Origin of the sequence: Enorma shizhengliae (assembly GCF_009676995.1) — a bacterium.
GTDB classification, from domain to species: domain Bacteria; phylum Actinomycetota; class Coriobacteriia; order Coriobacteriales; family Coriobacteriaceae; genus Enorma; species Enorma massiliensis.
In genome coordinates, this window is sequence record NZ_VTFZ01000014.1 from 21041 (window position 1) to 43256 (window position 22216).

Below are 22216 nucleotides of genomic sequence, written 5' to 3' on the forward strand. Positions count from 1 at the left end.
GTAGCCGCGCTGGGGAATCGTTTGAGCGCGGAGGCAGAGTCTGTCTAGGTGCGGAACTTGTATACCCCGGGTAACATTACGCGTGGAAGTCTCCGGGAGCCGAATCCATAGGTTCTGCATCATATGTCGGGGGGGCGTCGGCGTGGTGTTCGGAAAGCGCCGGCTCTCGCCTGTTGCTCCGTTGATAAGAAGACTCGAGTAGGCGGCCTACCTGCGGTGATGCTTTGAAATACGACGCTCCTGCAGATCTGTTGACGCTTTAGCCAAAAATGTTACCCCTCTTCAGTCATTCCTAAGTATATCGGTTGTAACTAATAGAGGGTTACGGGCAGAAGAGAAGTATCTATCGCTTCGACCCGAGGTGTTGCCTCGGGCAAGAAAGGGGGCGGGCCCATGTGCACGGGCATCCGCTTTACCAGCACCTCAGGTTCTATGTATTTCGGCCGGAACCTCGATTGGACTCAAGGCTATGGCGAGCGCGTGGTGGTGACGCCCCCTGCTGCCGAGGTGCCCGCTGCCTTCGAGCGCCCCAGCGACCTCGATAGCGCGCACGCCCATACGGTGATCGGCATGGGAATCGTGGCGGGCGGCGTCCCGCTCTACTTCGATTGCGGTAACGATGCCGGCCTTGCCGTTGCGGGGCTCAACTTCCCGCAGAGCGCGCGTTATGCCGCCCATGCATGCAGCCAGCCGGATGCGGTGAACGTCGCCGCCTATGAGTTTCCCTTCTGGATTGCTCGCAACTTCTCCTCGCTCGATGAGGTGCGCCGAGCTCTCTCCAAGACTACCGTTGTGGCCAAGCCCGTCTCGTCCGATCTTCCCGTTGCAAACCTGCACTGGATCGTTGCTGACGCCACGGGCAGCATCGTGGTCGAGTGCCTCGAAGACGGCCTTAAGGTGTGGGAGAACGATGTCGACGTGCTCACCAACGAGCCCGATTTTGGCTGGCAGCGCACGAACCTCCGCAACTATCTGGTTCTCACCGATGCCGAGCCCGCCACTGCCACGTGGGATAAGGCGCAGCTTGCCCCCTTCGGATCGGGCATGGGCATGCAGGGGATTCCGGGGGACTACAGTGGCCCTGCCCGCTTCGTGAAGGCGGCATTTGTGAACAGCCATTATCCTGTTCAGGAGTCCGAGGCTGCCAATGTGAGCCGTCTGTTCCGCACGCTCGGTGCGGTTGCCGTGCCCATGGGGGCGGCGCGCATGGCCGACGGATCGTCGGAAATCACCCTGTATACGAGCTGCTTCTCGGCGGAGACGCTCACGTATTACCATGCCACCTATGACGAGCCGGGCATCCGCGCGTACCCGCTCTCCGCATGCGATGTAAGCGGAAGCGAGCCCTTCTTCGCACCGGCGGCGTAGGGCCCCTCTTCGAGCTCCTATGCTTTGCCCGGGGCCGCCGCATGGCCAGCGTGCTATGCGGCATGGCCCAGCGTGCCCCGGCGCATGCGGGGCGCGCGGTACCGCCGTGCGGGCCATGTGTGGTCTGCACGGCACCTACTAACCATGTTTGAAAGGCGTACACGTGAATAACAACCACCAGGCGCGGGCTGCGCAGCCCGCCCGGGCCTCTCAGGCCAAAACGACCGCTTCGGCGGTGAATGCGCGGCCTGCGGGTAACTCGGGCGCTGCCTCCGTTGCCACTCCGGGAGCCGCAGAGGCCCCCGCGACTACGGCGTCTGCCCCCGCAGCTGCCTCCGCGAGCGCAGCGGCTCGCTTCTTGATCTTGCCCATCATCGTCCTCATCCTTGCGCAGATGGGTGCAACCGGCGATAACGGGGCGCTCTCGCTGGCGACGGCGTCGCTCACGAGCGAGCTCGGCGCCACCACGGCCCAGATTCAGCTCGCCAACATGATCTATCCGCTCGTAGGCGGTGCATTCATGATCGCGGGCGGTCTTGCCGGCACCATGGTCGGCTGGAAGAAGACCTTCCGCGGCGGCATCCTACTTTGCGCCCTCGGCGAGGTCGTGCTTGCCCTAGCACCCAGCATGGCCGTCTTCATCTGGGGCGGCCGGGTGCTGGTGGGCCTTGGCGCGAGCTTCATGATCCCTTCGGTGCTGGGGCTCATCCCTCTTATCTACCAGGGTCACGATCGCGTGATCGCGTTCGGTGCCATCGGTGCGGCTTCGGGTCTTTCCGCGCTGCTTCCCCTTGCGCTCGGCGTGGTCATGCAGGTGGCTGGCATGCACGTTACCTTCCTCGCTCTCGCGGGCTACTTCGCGATCGTGCTCGCTGCGTCGTTCACCCTTCCCGCCATCGAGCAGCCGCGCGAGCGGGCGGGCTTCGACGGCGTGGGCGTCGCTCTGGCTGCGTCGGGCCTGTTCCTCCTGCTCATTGGCCTCTCGAGCATCTCATCGTGGGGCCTCGTGACGCCTCTCTCCACGGCGCCCTTCACCATCCTGGGCATCTCGCCCGCACTTCCCATGGCTGTGGCAGGTATTGTGGTTCTCGGCATCCTCGTTGCCTATGAGCGCCGCGTAGAGGCGCGGGGCGGCATCGCGGTGCTGCCGAGTGCGTTTCTCACAACTCCCCAGGTGCGCGCCGGTCTTGTGGCCTGTGCCCTCACCTTCTTCTTTATGGGGGCCCAGTCCATTCTCATGGCGCCCTACCTGCAGCTTGTGGCCGGCTGGTCGCCCGTGGCAGTGGGGACCATCTCGATCGTCACCGGCGTTCCCACCTTCGCGCTGGCACTTGGCATCCCCAAGTTCATGCCGCAGGCTAGCCCGCGCCGCGTAATCCAAGCCGGTTACGTGGCAATGGCTGTTGCACTCGGCATCATGGCGTTCTCTGTGACCGAGAACGGCGCAAGCGCGCCCCTCGTGTACCTGGGTGCCTTCATGGCGGGCGTGGGCGCGGGTACGGTCTCTGCCCACGCGAGCAACGTGGTGGCGATGGCGCTTCCCGAGCGCGAAGCATCGCAGTCGGGCGGTATCCAGAGCACGATGCGTAATGTGGGCCAGGCCCTCGGCGTGGCGTTGCTGGGCGCGGTGCTGATCTTTGGGATTACCGGTACGGTTCGAAGCCGTGCTGCGGCGGATGCCTCTATTTCGCCTCGAGTGTCGAGCGCTTTGCCGGGCGTGAGCATCGACCTGGGCAGCAACCGGACCTTCGAGGACGAGATCGCGGGAATCCCCATGACCGACGGCGAGCGCAAGGAGCTTGTGTCGATCGAGGCAACGGCGCGCCTCGATGCGGTGCGCATGGCATATGCCGTCGGCGGGGCTGTGGTGCTGGCAGGCCTTATCACCACGCCGGCAATCCGGGATGGCGAGCGAAGGGATCCAGTGGGAAGCGCCGGGTCCACTAAGGCGAAGGGCGGTCGCTCCTGACGGGGGATAGCCCGTGCTTATAATATCCTCACCATTTGACATCACGAGAAGCGCCTCGTTCGGGGCGCTTTTTCATGGCGGGCGTGCGGTGCTCCGCAAGGATTTGCCTCCTGCGCTCCTCGGTTGCGTCTGCTATGCTGTTCCGCGCATATGCGCTGTTTGCGCTCGCGGGGCCAGTGGGCGCGAGGAGGGGCCATCATGTCGCGAACATCCGATGCGCCGGAAGCCGCGCCTCATGCGGTAGACGGAGCGGCGCCGGGCACAATACCTGTGCCGGACGGCTCTTGGAAGCTAAAGCTTGCCTGCGTGTGGGGCGGAGAGCTCGTCTCGGTGCTCACCAGCTCTATCTTGCAGATGGGGTTCATCTGGCACATTACGCTCACCACGAATTCTGCGAGCATGCTGTCGCTGGCATCGCTCATGGGCTTCCTGCCGCTCGCGCTGTTGGGTTCTGTCGCGGGTGCGATCGTCGACCGCCTTCCGCTCAAACGCGTGCTTGTCGGGGCCGACCTCTTCATCGCTGCGGCGAGCGCGCTCGTGGCGCTTGCGTCGATGGCCGGCTCCTTGCCGGTGTGGATGGTAATCGTTGCCTTGTTCTTCAGGGCCATCGGAAGCGCGTTTCACACTCCTGCCTTCCAGGCGCTGACCCCGCTTGTGGCTCCGCCTGAGCACCTTACCCGTCTTGCGGGCGTAACGCAGCTTGTGCAATCGGGCGGGTACATCTTGGGAACGGCTGCGGCGGCGGCGATATACCCGGTGTGGGGACTTACCGCGATGGTCGCGCTTGACGTTGCCGGTGCGCTGTTCGCGAGCGTGGCCGTCCTCGCCGCGCGGTTAAGCGGACGGCCCACGGCTCCTGTGGTTCGCGAGGGCCTTGCGACGCAGGTGCGCCAGCTCGCTCGTGAGACCGCGGAGGGCTACCGCGTGCTTCGCAGGTATCGAGGGCTTTTCGCCCTGCTGTGGTGCGGGTTTGCCTTCACGCTCGTGTTCTCGCCCATATCGGCGCTCTTTCCCATTATGACGCTCGGCCACTTTGCGGGCACGACTGCCGATGCCGCCCTCGCAGAGGTGGTGTTCTCGGTGGGCATGATCGCGGGCAGCATGCTTTTGGCAGCTACCGGTGGCTTTGCGAATCGCGCGCTGAGCGTGGTGGCTTCGTGCGCGGTGTATGGGGTGGCAACGCTGGCTGCGGGGCTCTTGGGACCAGACGGTTTCATGGGTTTTCTCGCTGCAAGCGCGGTGATGGGGCTCAGTTCCCCCTTCTATTCGGGCCCGCAGACCGCGCTCATGCAAGAACGCATTCCGCCCGAGTACCTGGGACGCGTTTTTGGCCTCTACGGGAGCATCATGGCCTGGGCCATGCCGGCGGGGCTCGCGGTGTCGACGTTGCTCGCCGATACGGTGGGCGCGCCCATCTGGTTCGTGCTCGCCGGTTCGTCCATGCTAGTGCTCGCTGTGATTACCTGGTTGATTCCGAGCATCAGGCATATCGAGCGCGTGTCGTGATGAATCCAGCCGGGATCGTGCGTCATTGCCCGCTCTCGATGCGCTCGAGTAGCGCCGTGCACCCCTCGAGCACGTCGCGATAGGTGGTCTCGAAGTCGCCCGTGTACCACGGATCGGCGACATCGTCCGCGCGCCCGGCGAAGGCGAGCAGCTTGAAAGTGCGCTCCAGCGCGCCTGGTCCCAGCATGCGGCCGATGTTGCGCACGTTGGCCTCATCCATCCCCACGATATAGTCCCAGGCAGCCGCATCGTCTGAGCGAAGCCGCCGCGCGCTTCGGGGCGCGAAGGGTACGCCGTGCTCGGTGAGCACGCGGCGCGTGCCCCGGTGAATATCGTTGCCGATCTCCTCGGTGCTGGTGGCAGCCGAGGCGATTAGGAACCGGTTTTCGAGCCCGTGTTTCTGCACGAGGTCTTTCATGACGAACTCGGCCATGGGCGATCGGCAGATGTTGCCGTGGCAGACGAACAGGATGCGGGTTGCTTGCTCGCTCATAGGGCTCCTTGGTCGTGCAGCTTCGCGCTTGGAAACAATTTCATGCCTCCCGCGAGGACGCCTCGAAGTATACGATAATGGTTCGCGCATGGGGCGAGGCGCTCCATCGTCTTCTGTGTTCAGAGCTTTACAGAGCGGGCCAATGGATAGGGAGTACGTAATGGTCAAAGGCGTCATCTTCGACATGGACGGGCTCATGTTCGACACCGAGCCCGTATGGGGAGAAAACCTAAAGCCGGCGACCGATGCTCTGGGCCTCGCCTATAAGCCCGGTCTCTCGGACGCGGTGCGCGGTACCGCGGGAGGTGAGTTCGCGAAGGTTGTCCACGCGTGGTACGACGAGAGCGTCGACGCGGATGAGCTCTGGGATGTTTGGCATGCCATCGTGGAGGAGCACCTGCGCGCCGGGGTGGAGAAGAAGCCCGGCCTCGATGAGCTCCTCGCGTATCTGGGAGAGCAAGGCATACCCGCGGCGGTGGCGTCTTCTTCGCCGGCGAGCCAGATTGCGCAGAACCTTGAGAACGCGGGCGTTTCTGCGTGCTTTTCTGCCACGGTGTCTGGGCTTGAGGTCGAGCACGCCAAGCCGGAGCCCGATGTCTTCCTTCGCGCGGCAGAGCTCTTAGGGTGCGATGCGCACGAGGCGCTCGTGCTCGAGGATTCTTTCAACGGCGTGCGCGCCGGCGCCGCAGGCGGCTTCATTACCATCATGGTGCCCGACTTGGTGCAGCCGGATGACGAGATGCGCTCCCTGGCGACGCGCATCTGCCGGGACCTCTACGAGGTGCGCGATCTGCTGCAGGCGGGCGCCATCGGCTAGGAAGCTGGACTGGGAAACGCCTGCTGCGATCTTTCGCCAAGGCGGTCCGGCTTTCGGGTTTTTCGCCAAGACCTGCCGTGCTTTTCAAGTTTAGGCCGGTTTTGCGCCGGTGTGCCAAGTAGACAAGAATCAGCTGGAGCTCCAACCTGCGGTTTCGCATGTGCGCATCTTGTCGCTACTCGAGGGTACCGCTCAAAACCGGCCCAAACTTGCAGTTTCTGGCTCCGGCTACACGCGCTCTGCGAGATCGAGTACCAGGCGCTCCGTTTTCTCCCAGCCGAGGCATGGGTCGGTGATGGACTTGCCGTACACGCCGCCGTCGATGGGCTGGTTGCCGTCTTCCAGGTAGCTTTCCACCATGAAGCCCTTGATGAGATGACGGATTTGCTCTGAGCGGCGCATGGAATCTGCAACCTCGTGGCTGATGCGGATCTGTTCGAAGGGGCGCTTGCCCGAATTGTCGTGGTTGCAGTCCACGATAACCGCCGGGTTGACGAAATCTGCCTCGGTGTACTTCTCTGCCAGGCGCTCCAGGTACTCGTAATGGTAGTTGGGGTAGTTGAGCCCGTCCTCGCCGATATAGCCGCGCAGCACCGCGTGCGCGAGCGGGTTGCCCGTAGTCTCGACCTCCCAGTTGCGGAAGACGAAGGTCTGCGGCTGCTGCGCCGCGTAGATGGAGTTGAGCATGACGCTCGTGGACCCTCCGGTGGGGTTCTTCATGCCGATGGGCATGGGAACGCCCGAAGCCACGAGGCGGTGCTCCTGGTTCTCTACCGAGCGCGCGCCCACGGCGATGTAGCCAAGTACATCGATGAGGTACTGGTAGTTGGTGGGGTAGAGCATCTCGTCGGCGGTGAACATGCCAGTTTCCTCCGCAACGCGCAGGTGCATGCGGCGGATTGCCTTGACGCCGCCCAAAAGATCGCTCGGGCCCTCGGGGTCGGGGTTGTGCAGGAGCCCCTTGTAGCCCGTGCCCTTGGTGCGCGGCTTGTTGGTGTAGACGCGCGGCACGATGAAGAGGCGCTCGCTCACGCGCTCGGCAAGCTTCGCCAGACGGCCGGCGTATTCGAGCACGGAGTCCTCGCGGTCGGCGGAGCACGGGCCGATGATGACGAGTTTGCGGTCGTCCTTGCCCGTGAGAATGTCGGCCACCTGCGCGTCGAACGCCGGCTTCTTCGCCGCGGTCTCGGCGGAAAGCGGCATCTCCTCGCGGATTTCCTTGGGGATGGGCAGCAGGCGCTTGAACTTCATGGACATATCGACCCCTATCCTTGCATGGGCCGGCCGCGCCTCGGCGATGGCGGGCCCGTTGATATTCAGGTGGGGTCTATTATGAAGCCGAACCGCAGGAAACGCGCGCGAAACGCCGCCGTAACGCAGTTGTTACCGTGATCGGGGCGGCGAGGGAGCAAGGTTTAGAAGCGTTTTCAACTTTTGGGCACTTAATCGGGGTTCTGCTGAGTAGCGACATATTGGCCAAGCCTCTGGCCTGCGATTATGGTAACGAGGGATCTCTTTGTACTTGGACATTTGGGAATCAAGTGCCCAAAAGTTGAAAAAGAGAGCCCCGTGCCTTGGCCGAAGCCATGACGCGGGGCGAATTGCGCATGCGGCGCGCTCATTTCGGATATGGCGGGGCAGTTTTTCTCATTCCGCAAGCAGATGCGCGTACTCCGCGTGCTTCTCGAACCACCGAACGGCGTACGAGCAGGAGGGATGGGCGCGCCGCCCGCTCCTCTCGAGCTCGGCTGCTGCACGGGAGAGCAGCTCGCCCGCGATGCCCTGTCCGCGCAGAGATCCGTCTACAAACGTGTGGTTGATGTCCACGATGCCATCGCCGCAGCTTGGAAAGGTAACCTCGCCGAGTACTGTGCCATCATCTGCGAGGTACTGAACGTCGTTCTCATGGGTGGCGTAAGGCATGGGGCCTCCTCAGATAGTTTGCAGCGCGCCCTGCGGATCCGGTCGCGCGGGCTCGTTACATGCGCAGCTAGTCGATATGGTAAGCGTAGTCTGTCTTGCGCGGGGCGGCTTCCGGCGCGGGCTCGGAGGCATGGCCTACGATGCAGTTGCCGATGCCCTCGTATGCGTCGGCATCGATGCCCAGGCCCTCCAAGATGGCGCGGCCCTCGGGTGTTTCGAACTCTTCCTTCGCGCGATGGATCCAGCAGCTGCCAAGGCCCAGCTCATGGGCGGCGTTCAGCATGTTTCCCATCACCAGGCTGCCATCGTACACGTGCGTACCCACATCCTTGCGTGCGAGCACGACGAGCACGGCCGGCGCCCCGTAGAACGGGTCGTCTTCACTGTCCATGACGCGCGCGTTGATGCGCGAAAGCCGGTCGCGCACCTCTTTGTTCGTGATGGCGACAATGATGGGGGATTGGCGTCCCATGCCGGTGGGGGCGTAGGTTCCCGCCCTGATGATCTGGTCGATGAGTTCCGGTGCGACGGGCTCGCTGGTGTAGGCTCGGCAGCTCCGGCGTGTTTCGAGTGCTTCAAGCGTGTTCATGGTGCCTCCTTGCTCGTGGGATATCCACCTTGTTGTACCCGAAGGAGCCGGTGGGCAATCGGCGCGAGCCGGGGCTTGGCGGGCAGCCGGCGGGGATTGTCGCGAGCCGGGGCTTGGCGGGCAGATGGCGGGGATTGGCGCGAGCCGGGGCTTGGCGGGCAGCTGGCGGGAATCGGCGCCCGTGGGGTACAGGCCGGCGCTACGATGCCGCGCCCTCGTTCACGACACGTTCGTAGCGCGCGTAGGCCTCGTCCCAGGAACGGTAGGCGCTCTCGCCGGAATGGTCGGGCAACTGGTAGCGGTTCCGCAATATCTCGCCGAGCTTAGCCGTTGCCTTCTTGGCGCCGTTGAGGTTCAGGTGATCGCCGCCGTCGAAGGTATCGGTCGACCAGTCGATCTGAGCTCGGTTCTTGCCCGTGTTGAGATCGATGTAATCGACGTCGAGCTCGCCTGCAAGCTGCTGCACGCAGTTGTGGCGCTTCATATTCCAGTTCACGGTGCTCGGCGTGCTCACGAGCACGAGCTTGATGTCGTGGCTACGGCAGACGTCTGCGATTTGCTCCAGGTACCAGCGGTTGAGCGATCGAATGGACTCGCTGTCCATCGTGGGCGTCATGTAGGACGAGTCGTCGGCAGCGCTGACGCCCGTCTTGAGGCGATAGCCCTTGAAGTCGGCGGTGCCGATGGAGAAGGGGGCCGCCGTGAGGTCGTCGGACCTTAGCGTCTTCCACCGGTTGTGGTATTCAAGCACGGGGAGGGCGTCGTTTGCGGTCTGGCGCGCCACCGTGCCCGGCGTGACCGCGCGGAATAGGCAGTTGGTTTCGAGCACCACGACCTTGGGGCGCTGGCAGCCGAGGACGCGGTTGAGCATGGAGAGCGTGAGCGGCAAGCGCTGGGCGCCCGTGGCGCTGATGTACGAGGCGATGCCGTGGTCGCGCCAGAGCTCAAGGGGCGTGATGGCACAGTAGGTTTCGGAATCGCCAAGAAATAGCAGGTCGACGGAGTTTTCCGGCTCGGCGAAGATGCCGTGGGCGGCTTCGTAGTTATTGGGGCCGTGCGCATCTTGGTTGTGTTTGGGTAGCACGATGCGCGATATGCCGGCGAGTGCGATGACGAGCGCGGCGGCGGTGACGGCGAGACGCAGGGCGATGTGCCTGAGCTCGGGTGAAGGCTTGCTGAGTGGCATGGGTTCCTTTCGGTATGGATAGGCGGGGCTTGAGAACGCGATAAGGCGGGTGAGGCGCCACGGCAGGCAGCGCGCTAGGAGGGGGCAGCGCGCTAGGAGGCGGCGGGGCGCCGAGGAGCGCGGGCGCCGAGGACGGGCGAAGGTGCCCGCGCGTGCCGGCTCCGCGCGGCATCACGTTCCGGCGAGCTGCTTGGCGTAGCGCGCGTACGCGTCGTTCCAAGAGGCATATGCCTTCTCGTTCGCATGGCTCGGCACCTGGTACGTAGCGCGCAGGATCTCGCCAAGCTTGCTCGTGACCTTTTGAGCGCCGTAGATATTGAGATGGTCGCCTTTGTCGCAGGTATCGGTAGCCCAGTCAATCTCGACGCGCTGGCTGCCCATATTGAAGTCGATGTAGTCGATGCCCAGCTCGCCCGCTAGGAGCTGGGTGCGGTTATGGCGCGCCGTGTTCCAGTTCACCGTACTCGGCGTGCTCACGAGCACGAGCCTGGTGCCGTTATCACGGCAGATCCTCGCAATGCTGCGCAGGTACAGCTCGCTCAGGCGCGGCATCGGCGCCAGCTCGTCGGTAGGGGCCATGTAGCCGGAAGGGTCTGCGGCAACCGTGTCCTTCTTGATGCGAAAGCCCTTGAGCTCGTGCGTCCAGGTGGTCTGGGGCGCGTAGACGAGGTCTTCCGCGCGCAGCTTCTTCCAGCGGTTGTGGTATTCGAACACCGGGAACTTGTCTTGGAGGGCGCGGTTGAGCGCGAACCCCGGTCGGAACGGGCGGAAGAGGCAGTTGGTTTCGAGGACTACGACCTTAGGATGCTGCTTGCTCAGCGCGCTCAACAGCAGGGAGCGGGTGAGCGGGAGTATCTGCCCACTCGTGCCGCATACGTAGGAGGTGATGCCCTGCTCGCCCCAAAGCTGCAGGGGCGAGATGGAGCAAAACGACTCGGAGTCTCCCAGAACGAGAACGTCGATGCTATCGCGCGGCTCGCCGAGCACGCCGTGGGCCTCGGGATCGCTCTGACCGAATTCGGCCTGGTTGTTCTTCGGCTGCACGATGCGCGACACCGCGGCAAGGAGGCCGCAGAGCACGATGCCGGTAACGACGAGGCGCAGCGCGATGCACATGTACCGCGCCGCCCGCTGTTGGGTGCGCCCCGTGGCAGGCGTTGTTGCGTCATGAAGCATGGGACCTCCTATCAGCCGCTGTCGTGCCCGGCGGGACCTGTTGCCTGCCGGTACTGATGCTTGCTAGAACGATGCGTACATGGGGTCGACGGGAACATAGCCCGTTCCATAGGCGCCGAACACCACGATGGCAAGGATGAGGGCGCAGCCAAGTACCCAGCGCACGTTGAAGTTCTGCCACCAGGCGAGGGCGAAGCGGGTGGCTGCGGTGTTCGCGGTGGCTGCCGCCGGCATGCCCGCGTGTCCTGCCGGGGTGGCGGAGGCGGCAGGGTCGTGCTGCGCGCGCTCCCTCAGCAGCCCAACGACGAAGAGCACTGCGATAGCGATGCCAACGCAGGCAAAATCGGCGCCGTCCATGCCGAGCTTGAATGCGGTGCCGTCGGCGAACGATGCAAGCGAGAACTGGCTGAAGAGCCGCTTCAGCATACCGAGCGCCGCCCATCCGCCATCGGCGCGGAAGATGAGCTCTCCGCAAAAGACGATCACCAGGGTGCGCGCGTGCTGGAAGGCGCGATACGGGAGCGCCGAGCGATCGATCCCCAGGCGCTCGCAGATGGACTGCGCGATCGGCTCAGCGAAGCCGCCGAGCCAAATGATCGTGAACCAGAACAGTCCGAACAGCACGTACTGCCCTCCTGCTCCGTGCCAGAGGCCGTTGCCGAGCCAAACGGCGAGGAGCGCCACGCCGCTCGCGGCCACCGGTCCCATGCGATTGCCCAGGAGATGCCGCGCCGAGGTGGTCAGGCGCTTCACCGGCTTGCTGAGCGATACGGGGTAGAACACGTAGTCGCGAAACCACGTGCCCAGGGTGATGTGCCAGCGCTGCCAGAATTCGGATGCGGTGCGCGAGAAGAAGGGCTGTCGGAAGTTCTCGGGCAGGCGCACGCCGAAGATGCGCCCCGTGCCCACCACGAAATCCATCGTGCCCGAGAAGTCGCAATACAGCTGGATGGTATAGAGCACCGCGGCGAGGGCGATCACGCCGCCGTCGTAAGACTCATATGAGGCAAAGACGGTCTTCACCAGCAGATTCACCCGATCGGCAACGATAAGCTTCTTTGCCGCGCCCCAAAGGATGCGCTGGCTTCCCGATACGAGGTTCTCCCAGGTGATGCCGTGGCCCGCCCAGAGCGCTTGCGCCGTCTGGCCGTAGCGGCAGATGGGCCCCTCCATGATTTGGGGGAAGAATGCCATGAAGAGCGCCAGGCGGCACAGGTTGCGATCGGCGGTGACGCTCTGGCGATACACGTCCACGAGGTAGGAGACGGCCTGCAGCGTGTAGAAGGAGATGCCGATGGGCGCCGCGATTGCCGCCGGTGCTGTCCAGCCGATCCCCAGGTGGGTGAGGAGCGGGGCGGCGAGCGGAGCGAGCAGGCGGTGCGCGAACACCACGTATTTGAAGGCGAAGAGCATTCCAAGGTTGACCGCCGCGCCCGCCGCCATGATGAGGCGCATGCGCCTCGCATAGCTTTGCTTGACCGCCTTGCGGTTGGCGCCCGGAGCCCGCAGGGCCTCGCCGCGCTGCTTGATCTCGCGATCGAGCGCAAGGCCGCAGAGCCAGATGGTCACGGTCGACGCCAAAAGGAAGGCGAGCAGCTTTCCGCTGATGGCCCAGAAGGTGACATAGCTAGCGGCGAGAAGCACGGCCCAGCGCGCCCGGCGCGGCATGACCTGGTAGGCGACCGCCGTGCCGGGCAGGATGAGCCCGAGCATCGTCAAAGAGAAGTACGAAGTCATGAGAGCCCCGGCACCTCGCTAAAAGCCAGCTTCGCGCAGGCGCTGAACCATGTTCCACATGCCCTCGAGGGAGTTGAAGTTAGCGGGCACGATCTCCACGGCGGGGATGGTGATGTCGAAGGCATCCTCGAGCTCCGAGACGAGCGTGATGATGGTGAGCGAATCGAGCTCGCGCGTATCGACGAGGTCGTGGCGCGTGCGGTAATCGATACCGGGCTTGAGTTCGTTCAAGATGTCGAGAATTGCGTCCATGATGGTCCTTTCTTAGATGTGGCCCAGCGCGCTTGTTGCGTCGGGGTGTTACCTGATGGGGAAGAGCGGGGTGTTGAGGATGTCGGTGCGCAGCCCGTCGCGCACGAGCGTGGGGGCGCCATGCTCGTCGACCATGATCACGCGCGGAAGGTCGCGGCTCAAAAAGAGCGAGATGCCCTCGGTCATGCAATAGGCGCCGGCGTTCTCGAAAGCAAGGATGCTGCCCTGCTCGAGCCCGGAGAGGGGGAGCTGCTTGGCAAGGATGTCGTTTACCGTGCAGAGCGAGCCGCAGATGTTCCAGAGCTCTTCGTCTGCTGGGGCGGCGTTCTCGTCATCGGCGCCAAGCAGGTGGCAGCACGGTTGCTTCATGGCCATGGATTGGCCGAAGTACACGAGCTGGTGCATGCCGCCGTCCACGATGGCATATCGCTGCCCCGCGTTCACCTTGGCGTCTACCACGCGCGTGAGGTAGGTACCGCATGAGGCGGTAAGGCTGCGGCCGAGCTCAAGCATGATGTGGCCCTGGAAGGACATGCCCTCGATAAGCGCGCTGAATTCCGCCAGAAACTCCTTCTCATCGAAGTCGTCGTGGGCGAAGTACGAGACGGGGAACCCGGGGCCAAACTCCAGCTCGGGCACGCGCCAGCCGCAATCCTGCTCAAGCTCCTGAATGAACGCATCCAGGCCGCGGAGCTCGCGGGCAAGCCGCTTGAGGGAGTTCTTCTGCGTGCCGGAGAAGAACTGGAGCCCTGCAAGGCGCACGCGCCCGTTGTGGCGCAGGCGCGTGACCGCGGCCTTCACGTCGTCGCGCCCCATGCCAAATTGGTTACCGCTGCTGAGCCGCAGGAGCACCGGCACGCGTGCCGAGTGCGTGGCGGCTTGGTGCAGGACCAGGTCAAGCTGGGAGACCGACTCGATGGTGACGGCTGCGGGCGCCTGCCGTTCGCTCACGGCGCTCGATACGGTCTGGATGTCCTTATGCACGCCCGAGACCACGATTTTGTCGTGGGGCAGGCCGAGGGCGCGGCAGATGCGATACTCGCCGGGCGAGCACACCTCGAGCCGGTCGACGAGGGGCTCGAGCGCGGGGAGAACGAAGGGGTTTGCCTTGATGGCGAAGCAGATGCCCACGCGAGCCGGCAGGGCCTTGCGCAGGTAGCGGACGCGCTGCACGAGCGCGCGGTCATCGAAGACGTAGAGCGGCGTGCCGAAGCGGTCGGCGAGTGCACGCAGTGCGGAATCGGTCAGCATGGTTTCCTCCTTAGGTGGTGAGACAGTTGTGCCGGGTTAAACTGTCTCTGAGACAGTTGTACCGGGGGAAAGTGTCACGCGTTGAGCAGCGCGCGGCGGTCGACCTTGCCGTTCTTGGTGAGTGGCATGCGCTCCACGCGCTCGATGCTTGCGGGCACCATGGGGCCGGGGAGCATCGAGCTCACGGCGCGTCGGAGCTCATCGATTTCGGCCGAGCCCTCGAAGAACGCATGGATGCGTTTGAAGCGCTCGTTATAGGCGCAGCGGCAGCGCTCGACACCGGGGCATCGCTCGAAGGCGGCGTCGATCTCTTCCAGCTCGATGCGGTGGCCCTGATGCTTGATCTGGTTGTCCGCCCGCCCGCTGAAGAAGAGCTCCCTGCCCTCGCCTATGCGCACGAGGTCTCCGGTGCGGTATACGGTTTCCGGCAACGCTCCGGGGATGGGGTTCGGCATGAAGGCGCCCTCCGTGCGAGCGGGGTCGGCGTAGTAGCCGAGCGCGATGTTCGGGCCGCCCACATAGAGCTCGCCCACCTGTCCGGGCTCGCTAACGGGCTGCATGCTTTCGTCCAGCACCAGGATGCGGCGGTCGCCGAGCGGCTCGCCCAGGGGCAGGCCGTCGAGGTAGGCGCGGCTGCGATCCACGATGTGATAGAGGCAGTTGCAGGTGATCTCGGTAGGCCCGTAGAGGTTCGCGAAGGTTGCCTCGGGCAGGTGCTCTAGCCAGCGTGCGAGATGCTTGCGCGGCATGACCTCGCCCGAGAACAGGACAAGGCGCACGCTCGGCAGCGGGGCGTGGTCGAGGCCGTGCAGGCTGCTCACGAGGCAGAGCGCGGCCACCGCCCAGGTCATGACCGTGACCTCGTGCTCGCGAAGAGCATCCACCAGCTGCGCGGGGGCGCTGAACAGCCTGCGCGGCAGCAAGACGATCGTGGCGCCTGTCGCGAGTGCGCCGTAGATGTCTTTGACCGAGACATCGAAGTCGAACGGCGCCTGGTTGCCGATGACGTCATCGTCGCGGATGCCGAAGGCTTCCACGAATGCATCGATGAACCCGCAGATGGAGCGGTGGCTCACGGCCACGCCCTTCGGCATGCCGGTCGATCCAGACGTGAAGAGCACATAGGCGGGGTTGCTGCTCACCAAGGAACGCGCGACGTTCTCGAGCGCCGCGCTATCGACCGTGTGCTGCAGAAGGTCATCCACGAGCGCTACGCGGCCTTCCGGAAAGATTGCCCGCGCCGCGGTTATGGTATCGGCGTTCGCGATCACGATCGGGCCGTTTTCTTCCGGCTTCCCATTCGCAAGGGTGGCATAGACGTTTCGCGCTCGCTCTGCAGGCACGCTGGGGTCGACCGGCACGTAGAAGCGGCCCGCCATGAGGGCACCGAGGAAGGAGGCGAGCATATCGATGCGCTTCTCCATGAAGACGACGACGGGCTGCGGCGCGGGCGCGTTTACGGAGCCCGAAGTGCGGATCTCCGGGTCGCCGGAGGCGTTCGATCGCGCGTCTGCGGCAAGAAGGCCTTGGGCGATGGCTCGGCTGCGCTCGAGCAGCTCGGCATAGGTGCAGGTGCCAAACTCGTCGATCACTGCGGTCTTGCTCGGGAACAGCCGGGCAGATCGCTCAAGATATTCGATCGGTGTATGCGCCGTCGTGTGCATTGCTTCCTCCAACTGGTCGGTTCGATGGGTTCCAGTATGGGAAGGGAAGCTTTAGCGCACCTGAACGCTTGCTAAAGGTTTCTTTAGGCTCGCGCGCACGGCGACCCCGCGTGCGGTTGGGCAATCTTTAGGTTCGCACGCGGTGGGGTGCACACCGGTTTACGGAAGCCGGCCGCACGCAGCGTTCACCACGACCGCCGCGACGATGAAGCCGAGCATCGCACGGAAGCCGGCCGCACGCAGCGTTCACTCTTTTGTGCAGCGGGGCAGTTCGATTACGAACTCCGTAGCGCACGGGTGGGGAGGGTTCGGGGAAAGGGTGAGCGTGCCGCCCATGAGCTCGGCAGCGCGCCGCGCGATGGTGAGGCCCAGTCCGGTTCCCCCGTTGGTGGAGCGTGCAGCGTTTTCGGTCACGAAGGGGTCGAAGGCGTGAGAGGCGATGTGGTCGGGGATTCCCGTGCCGGTGTCGGCCACCCGCACGCGCACGAGGCCGCGTCCGGCGTCGACCTCGCAGGCGAGATAGATGCTTGTGCCCGAAGGGTTGTGGGCGCAAGCATTACTGATGAGGTTCATGAGCAGCCGATGGAAGAGCTGCCGGTCTATGCGGGCGATGGGCTCGGCGCTGCTCGCCGCCACGCCAGGGCTCTCGTCTCCCTGTGCGGCCTGCGCGAGCGATGCGCCTTCGGGAACCACGAAGAGCGAACAGCCTGCCTGCTCTACCTGGGCCTCTGCCTCGTGCGCCACCGAGCGCACCAGCTCGTCTACGCGCCATGGCTCGAGGTTCGGGGCGTATTCGGGGTGCTCCATCTTCGCATAGGCGAAGAGCGTGTCGATGAGCTCGCTTGCGGCAAGCGCCTTCTCTCCGATGATGCGGTGGTAGTCTTGCTCCTTTTCCGGTGGAACGCGCCCGTCGCGGAAGGCCTGTGCGTACCCGTAGATCACGGTGAGCGGCGTCTTGAGGTCGTGCGAGATGTTGGCGATGATGCGCTGGCTGTCCTCGCGCGCCTCGCGCAGCTCGTCCATGAGGTCGGTGAAGTTGTCGTAGATGGGCACGAGTTCGGTGGGAACGTCGGTCGCCGCGTCCACTTGCTCCTCTCCGCGGCGGTAGGCGTTGATCGCGCGGTCCAGCGGGCGCGTCGCACGTTTCGCGACGCCCACCAGGTACCACGCGCAGCCAATGGTGATGACGAGCGCCACGGGGGCAGCAAGGAGCGGCAGGCGGTTGGCCTCGTCTACGACTTGCTGGTAGCGAATGCCGCTTACGAGCGGGGCGGCCAGCACGAGAATGCGCTCTTCGCCGTCTACGGTCTGGTAGCTCACGCGCTCTACAGACATCTGCGCGCTGTAGACGCCCTGCAGGAAGTCGAACTCGCGCTGTGTGAGCGCGCCGCGGTCGGCGAATAGATCGCCGGCCACCACGGTTAGGTTTTCGTCGAGCTCGCACCACGCCGTGATGCGCTTGGTGAACCCATCTTCGAGGCTGTAGGTGCACTGCACGATGCGGTAGTGCAGGCCGTCGACGGTGCTTTCCTGGAACACCTCGTAGAAGCTCTGCTCATCGTATTCGCTGATGAGGTCGAGGTCGGAGGCATGGATCTTCTCCGCTGCCCGTGCGCTCGATGCGTAGAGCCGTGTGCCGTCGCCGTCGAAGATGACGATCTTGCAGTGCTCGAGCGCTTGCGTCTGCAGCGCATCGAAGCGGTCATGCTCTAGATCGTCGGCATACGTCAGCACGGTTTCCATGGAGGGAAAGGCGCTGTCGAACAGATTCTCGCTCGCGCGGTTGATGCCCCAGAGCACGAGTGCTAGGAGCGCTGCGTAGACGACGAGGCCGGCGAGGCAGCGCACGGCGATGCTCTTGCGCAGGCGATGCAAGGGGCTGCGGGAAGAGGGTGTGTGTTCGAATTCGCTAGCCATCGATCTTGTATCCCATACCGCGGATGGTCTTGATGTATGCCGGACGCAGCGGGTCGTCTTCCAGCTTGGCACGGATGTTGGAGACATGAACCATCACGCTTGCCTCGCTGCCAGCGAAGCTCTCCCCGTTGATGCAGGCATAGAGCTGAGCTTTGCTGAAAACGCGACCAGGGGCGGCCATGAAGGTTGCCATGATCTTGAGCTCGGCGGCGGTGAGCGGAATCGGCGTGCCGCCTTTGAAGAGCTCGAGCCGTTCAGTGTCAAAGGCGAGGTCGCCCACGCGCAGCACATGCGCGCCGTCTTGCGAGGGGGTTGAAGGCGCGGGGGTGCTCTCTGCGGCCGCGCGATCACTGGGGCCAGAGGCGTCTGGTCCTGGAAAGGATGCCTCGCCTTCCGATGGTGCGGTAGCGCGCGCCTCATCTGAGGTGGGGGCGGTGCGGCCGGCTGCGGCGAGGGCGTCGGCAACGTCGGTGGCCCGGCGGCGCAGGAGGGCGCGAATCTGCGCTGTGACCTCAAGCGGGTTGAAGGGCTTCGCGATGAATCCATCCGCTCCGGCGTCAAGCCCCACGATCTTGTCGGCAGCCTGCGTGCGAGCCGAGATGATGATGACGGGGATGTTGTCCGTGGCGCGGAGGGCCTTGATGAAGTCGTAGCCGTTCATGCGCGGCATCATGATGTCGACAAGCGCGATATCGGCAGGGTGCTGCTGAAGTTGCTCGAGAGCTTCTTCCCCATTTCCAGCAGTGACGACGTCGTACCCGCTGCCGGTTAGATAGAGCGACAGCAGCTCGACGATATCCCGGTCGTCCTCTACGATCAAGACTGTTTCTGCCATGGTTTAGCCCCCTTCCGTTTATCGGCACTCTCTCGATTCTACGGTGAACCGCTGCCCTGCATGGGCTTTCCACAGCAGTGAAGTCTGGCTTAAGCGGCCGTGAAGAATCCATGGGGCGACGGGACGGGGCGGCTTGCCGGCCCTGCCCGGCGACGGGCGACTGCGCTGGGGGTCGCTGGCTCGTCCTGCGATGGAGCGAGGGCCCGCCCGTCCCGATGGGCGACGGGGCTGGAGCGGGCGAGGACTCGCCCGGTGATACGGCCATGGGGCGACGAAGGCGCCGAGGAAGCCGACTACCTTTTCCATGCGCCGCGCTATACTCAAAAGCCATGATTAAGTGAGGTATGGCATGGTACAGGCGAAAGAACCTAAGATTGTTGGCTCGGGTGCAGACTACAGGCTTTCCGATGTGCGGGATCCGAGCGAGCGCCCCAAGTTTGGCGCGTTGCCGCATACGGTAGGCGTGGTGTTCGAGGGTGGCGGTTTTCGCGGCCACTATACCGAGGGCGTGTTTGACGTATGGCTCGAGGAGGGCATAGGGGCCACGCATACGGTGGGAGTTTCCGCGGGCGCGACTTTCGGGTGCAATTTCAAGTCGTGCCAGTTGGGGCGCGCGGTTCGCTATAACAAAAGGTTCTGCAATGATCCCCGCTATGCAGGCATGAGAAGCTTGCTCACCACGGGGAACCTCTTCAATCGGGAGTTCGCCTTCGGACGCCTCCCTTGGGAGCTCGACGTGTTCGACGTGGGAACCTATGCTGCTAACCCCATGCGATTCACCGTGGTGGCGACCGATATCCAAACCGGCGAGCCGGTGTACCACGACGTGAACCGCGGCGACGTGGAGGACGTGGAGTGGATGCGCGCCTCGTCGGCTATTCCGGCGCTCTCTCGCCCCGTTGAGCTGGAAGGGCGGTTGCTGCTCGATGGCGGAACGGCCGATTCCATTCCTTTCCGCTGGATGCTCGATCAGGGCTACGACCGCTGCGTGGTGGTGTGTACGCAGCCCGAGGGGTATCGGAAGGGGCCCAACGGCCTCATGCCCGCGCTGCGCGTGCTGCTGCACCGGTATCCCAAGCTGGTCGAGCTTCTGGCCAACCGTCATGAGCGCTACAACGCGCAGCTCGACGAGCTCGCGCGGTTGGAGCGTGAGGGCAAGGTGTTTGTGATTCGGCCGAGCGAATCGGTCAAGACGCCGCTCTCGGTGAAGGATCCGGCGATTCTCGACCACGTGTACCAGGTCGGCCGCCGCGACGGCAAGGCTACGCTCGACGCGCTGCGCTCGTACCTCGGGATGAACAGGGAGACAGTTGTGCCGGGTTAAACTGTCTCACCCTGACGGCGTTGCCGGTCGGCATTCGCCGTTGCTCTTCTGAGCTGGGCGACACTCCGCTGCCGTTCTCCTTTGTCGGGCGGCATTCGGACATGTTGGCCGCCTTCGGGCGGCATTTGGACATTCAAGGGCCCTGTTCCGTCCGAATCTCGCCCAAGAACGCTGGCTATGTCCGAATCCCGCCCGAGAATGGCAAAACGTCCCGCGCGCGTCCGAATCCTGCCCGACAACACAGGCGATGTCCCAGTCCGGTCCGGGGACGGCAGGCGCGCCGGGCGCGTTCGAATCCCGCCCGAACGCACGGGGAAGCCTTAACCGTCCGATGACCTTAGCCGCCCGCGACGTGCGGCGTTCGTGACGGACAGGTACGGTTCGTCTGCTCGTCTACATACGTTTCGTTAGCTTTCCGGGCAAGCGCCGCATTCTTCTGTCCGCATGCCGGGGTAGACTGATTCCAGTAAAAGGAACCATGAGCGCAGGCGTCTTTGGAAGAAAGGTCCGTTTATGAACGAGATAAAGTGCCCCCAGTGCGGTACGGTGTTCCAGGTAGACGAACAAGGGTATGCGGATATCGCGCGCCAGGTGCGCGACCAGGAGTTTTCGCGTCAGCTCGCCGAGCGCGAGCGCATAATGGAGCGCGAGCGTGCGGCAGCGGTGGAGCTTGCCGAACAGAAGGCCGAGCGCCAGCTTCAGGAAACCGTTTCGGGGCGCGATGCGCGCATCGCCGAGCTCGAGGCACAGCTTGCATCCGCGGCGAACGAGCGCGGGCTCGCTGAGGAGCGCGCCGCGGCGCAGGCGCAGCGAGATGCTCAGCAGCAGCTGTCGGAGCTCGAGCGCACGTGCGACGAGCTGCGGGCGAAGTTGGCTCAGCAAGAGACGGAGGCGGAGCTCTCCCAGGCGCAGGCAGCTCGGCGTCTTCAGGAGGATATCGCCGCTCGCGACGCCGAAATCGCTCGACTCAAGGCCCAGGCTGAGGCATCTGCCCAGCAGCAGGCGGTTGCGCTTGAGAACGCGCGCGCTGCGACACGCGAGGAGCTTTCCCGGGGCATTGCCGCCAAGGATGCCGAGATTTCCAAGCTCAGGCAGCAGATTGCCGCCGATGCGGCGAGGCAGGAGCTTGCCGTGGCGCAGGCGGTTACGGCGGCGGAGCGCGAGCGTGACGAGGCACGCTCAGCACTTGCGAGCGAGCGCGCGCTTCACGATAGCGAGCGCCAGCAGCTCGAGGCCTCGCACGCGCTTGAGCTCGAGCAATCCAAAAAGGCGAGCGATGCGCTCATTCGCTACAAGGACGAGGAAATCGAGCGCCTGCGCGACATGAAGGTGCGCCTGTCCACCAAGATGGTGGGCGAGACGCTCGAGCAGCACTGCGAGACCGAGTTCAACCGCCTGCGCATGACGGCCTTCCCGCACGCGTACTTCGAGAAAGACAACGATGCTGTTGAGGGCGAGGATGGCTCGCACCGCTCCAAGGGCGATTTCATCTTCCGTGAATGCGACGATAACGGCAACGAGATCATCTCCATCATGTTCGAGATGAAGAACGAAAACGATGCCACGGCCACCAAACACAAGAACGAGGACTTCTTCAAGAAGCTCGATGCGGACCGCACGAAGAAGAAGTGCGAGTACGCGGTGCTGGTGAGCCTGCTGGAACCGGAGAGCGAGCTCTACAACACGGGCATCGTGGACGTGAGCTACCGCTACGAAAAGATGTACGTGATCCGCCCGCAGTTCTTCATCCCGCTCATCACACTTCTGCGTAACGCCGCCATGAACGCGCTTGCCTACAAGCAGGAGCTCGCTATCATGCGGCAGCAGAACGTGGACGTGACTAATTTCGAATCGAAGTTGGAGGCGTTCCAGGAAGGGTTCTCGCGCAACTTCGAGCTGGCGAACCGCAAGTTCCAGACGGCGATCGAGGAGATTGACAAGACCATTAGCCATCTGCAGAAGACCAAGGAGGCACTGCTCTCGAGCGACCGCAACCTGCGCCTAGCTAACGACAAGGCGCAGGGCCTCACCATCAAGAAGCTCACGCGCGGCAATCCTACCATGAAGGCCGCCTTCGAGGAGGCGCGCATCGCCGAAGCTGCCGAGCGGGACGACGCAGAGGCGTAGCCGTGAGACAGTTGTGGGGGGGGTTAAAGTGGCAAGAAAGGGGTTTTTTTAAGTTTTTAAAACCCCCACAGTGTGGGGGAAG

18 protein-coding genes are annotated in these 22216 nt (G+C 64.0%); 6 read left to right on the forward strand and 12 right to left on the reverse strand.

Translation table 11 applies throughout. The annotated features are described in order from the left end of the window. Positions 1-393 precede the first annotated feature (393 nt). The 3 genes from bsh (at position 394) to GJE22_RS09465 (ending at position 4843) form a co-directional block, all read left to right on the forward strand. Complete coding sequence (gene bsh, locus GJE22_RS09455; protein WP_144688849.1) at positions 394-1368, forward strand: choloylglycine hydrolase; 975 nt, start codon at positions 394-396, stop codon at positions 1366-1368. A gap of 163 nt (positions 1369-1531) precedes the next feature. Next, positions 1532-3337, forward strand: coding sequence for an MFS transporter (locus GJE22_RS09460; RefSeq protein ID WP_235895869.1), 1806 nt, complete (start codon positions 1532-1534; stop codon positions 3335-3337). 198 nt (positions 3338-3535) lie between these two features. Then, positions 3536-4843 carry an MFS transporter gene (locus tag GJE22_RS09465; RefSeq protein ID WP_144688850.1) on the forward strand — a complete coding sequence of 436 codons (1308 nt, stop codon included), beginning with the start codon at positions 3536-3538 and terminating at the stop codon, positions 4841-4843. A gap of 22 nt (positions 4844-4865) precedes the next feature. Here GJE22_RS09465 and GJE22_RS09470 read toward each other — a convergent pair whose 3' ends face one another. Continuing rightward, the gene (locus GJE22_RS09470) at positions 4866-5336 is read right to left on the reverse strand and encodes a low molecular weight protein-tyrosine-phosphatase (protein ID WP_144688851.1); all 471 of its coding nucleotides are present in this window, start codon (positions 5334-5336) and stop codon (positions 4866-4868) included. A gap of 160 nt (positions 5337-5496) precedes the next feature. Between GJE22_RS09470 and GJE22_RS09475 the strand changes: the two genes are divergently transcribed. Beyond that, positions 5497-6153, forward strand: a complete 657-nt coding sequence (locus GJE22_RS09475) for an HAD family hydrolase (RefSeq protein WP_144688852.1) — start codon at positions 5497-5499, stop codon at positions 6151-6153. Between the two features lie 228 nt (positions 6154-6381). Here the strand turns inward: GJE22_RS09475 and GJE22_RS09480 are convergent, their stop codons facing one another. The 11 genes from GJE22_RS09480 to GJE22_RS10115 form a co-directional block, all read right to left on the reverse strand. After that, positions 6382-7410 (reverse strand): 3-deoxy-7-phosphoheptulonate synthase, encoded by a 1029-nt coding sequence (locus GJE22_RS09480; RefSeq protein ID WP_144688853.1) that lies wholly within the window; start codon positions 7408-7410, stop codon positions 6382-6384. A gap of 390 nt (positions 7411-7800) precedes the next feature. After that, a complete protein-coding gene (locus GJE22_RS09485; RefSeq protein WP_144688854.1) occupies positions 7801-8076 on the reverse strand; it encodes a GNAT family N-acetyltransferase in 276 nt (91 codons plus the stop codon). Between the two features lie 67 nt (positions 8077-8143). Next, positions 8144-8665: a nitroreductase gene (locus GJE22_RS09490; protein ID WP_144688855.1), complete on the reverse strand. Its 522-nt coding sequence runs from the start codon at positions 8663-8665 to the stop codon at positions 8144-8146. Between the two features lie 199 nt (positions 8666-8864). Beyond that, positions 8865-9851, reverse strand: coding sequence for a hypothetical protein (locus tag GJE22_RS09495; protein ID WP_144688856.1), 987 nt, complete (start codon positions 9849-9851; stop codon positions 8865-8867). A gap of 171 nt (positions 9852-10022) precedes the next feature. Next, entirely contained in the window at positions 10023-11027 is a 1005-nt protein-coding gene (locus GJE22_RS09500) for a hypothetical protein (RefSeq protein ID WP_144688857.1), read from the reverse strand. Between the two features lie 63 nt (positions 11028-11090). Then, a complete protein-coding gene (locus GJE22_RS09505) occupies positions 11091-12764 on the reverse strand; it encodes an MBOAT family O-acyltransferase (protein ID WP_144688858.1) in 1674 nt (557 codons plus the stop codon). Between the two features lie 18 nt (positions 12765-12782). Further along, on the reverse strand, positions 12783-13016 hold the full coding sequence (locus tag GJE22_RS09510; RefSeq protein WP_019129071.1) for a phosphopantetheine-binding protein: 234 nt from the start codon (positions 13014-13016) through the stop codon (positions 12783-12785). A 48-nt stretch (positions 13017-13064) separates the two neighbouring features. Further along, positions 13065-14267 (reverse strand): diaminopimelate decarboxylase family protein, encoded by a 1203-nt coding sequence (locus tag GJE22_RS09515; RefSeq protein ID WP_144688859.1) that lies wholly within the window; start codon positions 14265-14267, stop codon positions 13065-13067. Between the two features lie 74 nt (positions 14268-14341). Next, a complete protein-coding gene (locus GJE22_RS09520; RefSeq protein ID WP_144688860.1) occupies positions 14342-15931 on the reverse strand; it encodes an amino acid adenylation domain-containing protein in 1590 nt (529 codons plus the stop codon). Positions 15932-16177: 246 nt separating this feature from the next. After that, complete coding sequence (locus GJE22_RS09525; RefSeq protein WP_186297461.1) at positions 16178-17848, reverse strand: sensor histidine kinase; 1671 nt, start codon at positions 17846-17848, stop codon at positions 16178-16180. After that, positions 17841-18683, reverse strand: a complete 843-nt coding sequence (locus GJE22_RS10115) for a response regulator transcription factor (RefSeq protein WP_235895870.1) — start codon at positions 18681-18683, stop codon at positions 17841-17843. Before GJE22_RS10115 ends, GJE22_RS09525 begins: the two co-directional genes overlap by 8 nt. A 349-nt stretch (positions 18684-19032) precedes the next feature. Between GJE22_RS10115 and GJE22_RS10235 the strand changes: the two genes are divergently transcribed. Together GJE22_RS10235 and GJE22_RS09540 are read left to right on the forward strand one after the other, a co-directional pair. Beyond that, the gene (locus tag GJE22_RS10235) at positions 19033-20007 is read left to right on the forward strand and encodes a patatin-like phospholipase family protein (RefSeq protein ID WP_154324169.1); all 975 of its coding nucleotides are present in this window, start codon (positions 19033-19035) and stop codon (positions 20005-20007) included. A gap of 513 nt (positions 20008-20520) precedes the next feature. Beyond that, positions 20521-22134, forward strand: coding sequence for a DUF2130 domain-containing protein (locus GJE22_RS09540; protein ID WP_144688862.1), 1614 nt, complete (start codon positions 20521-20523; stop codon positions 22132-22134). Positions 22135-22216 lie beyond the last annotated feature (82 nt).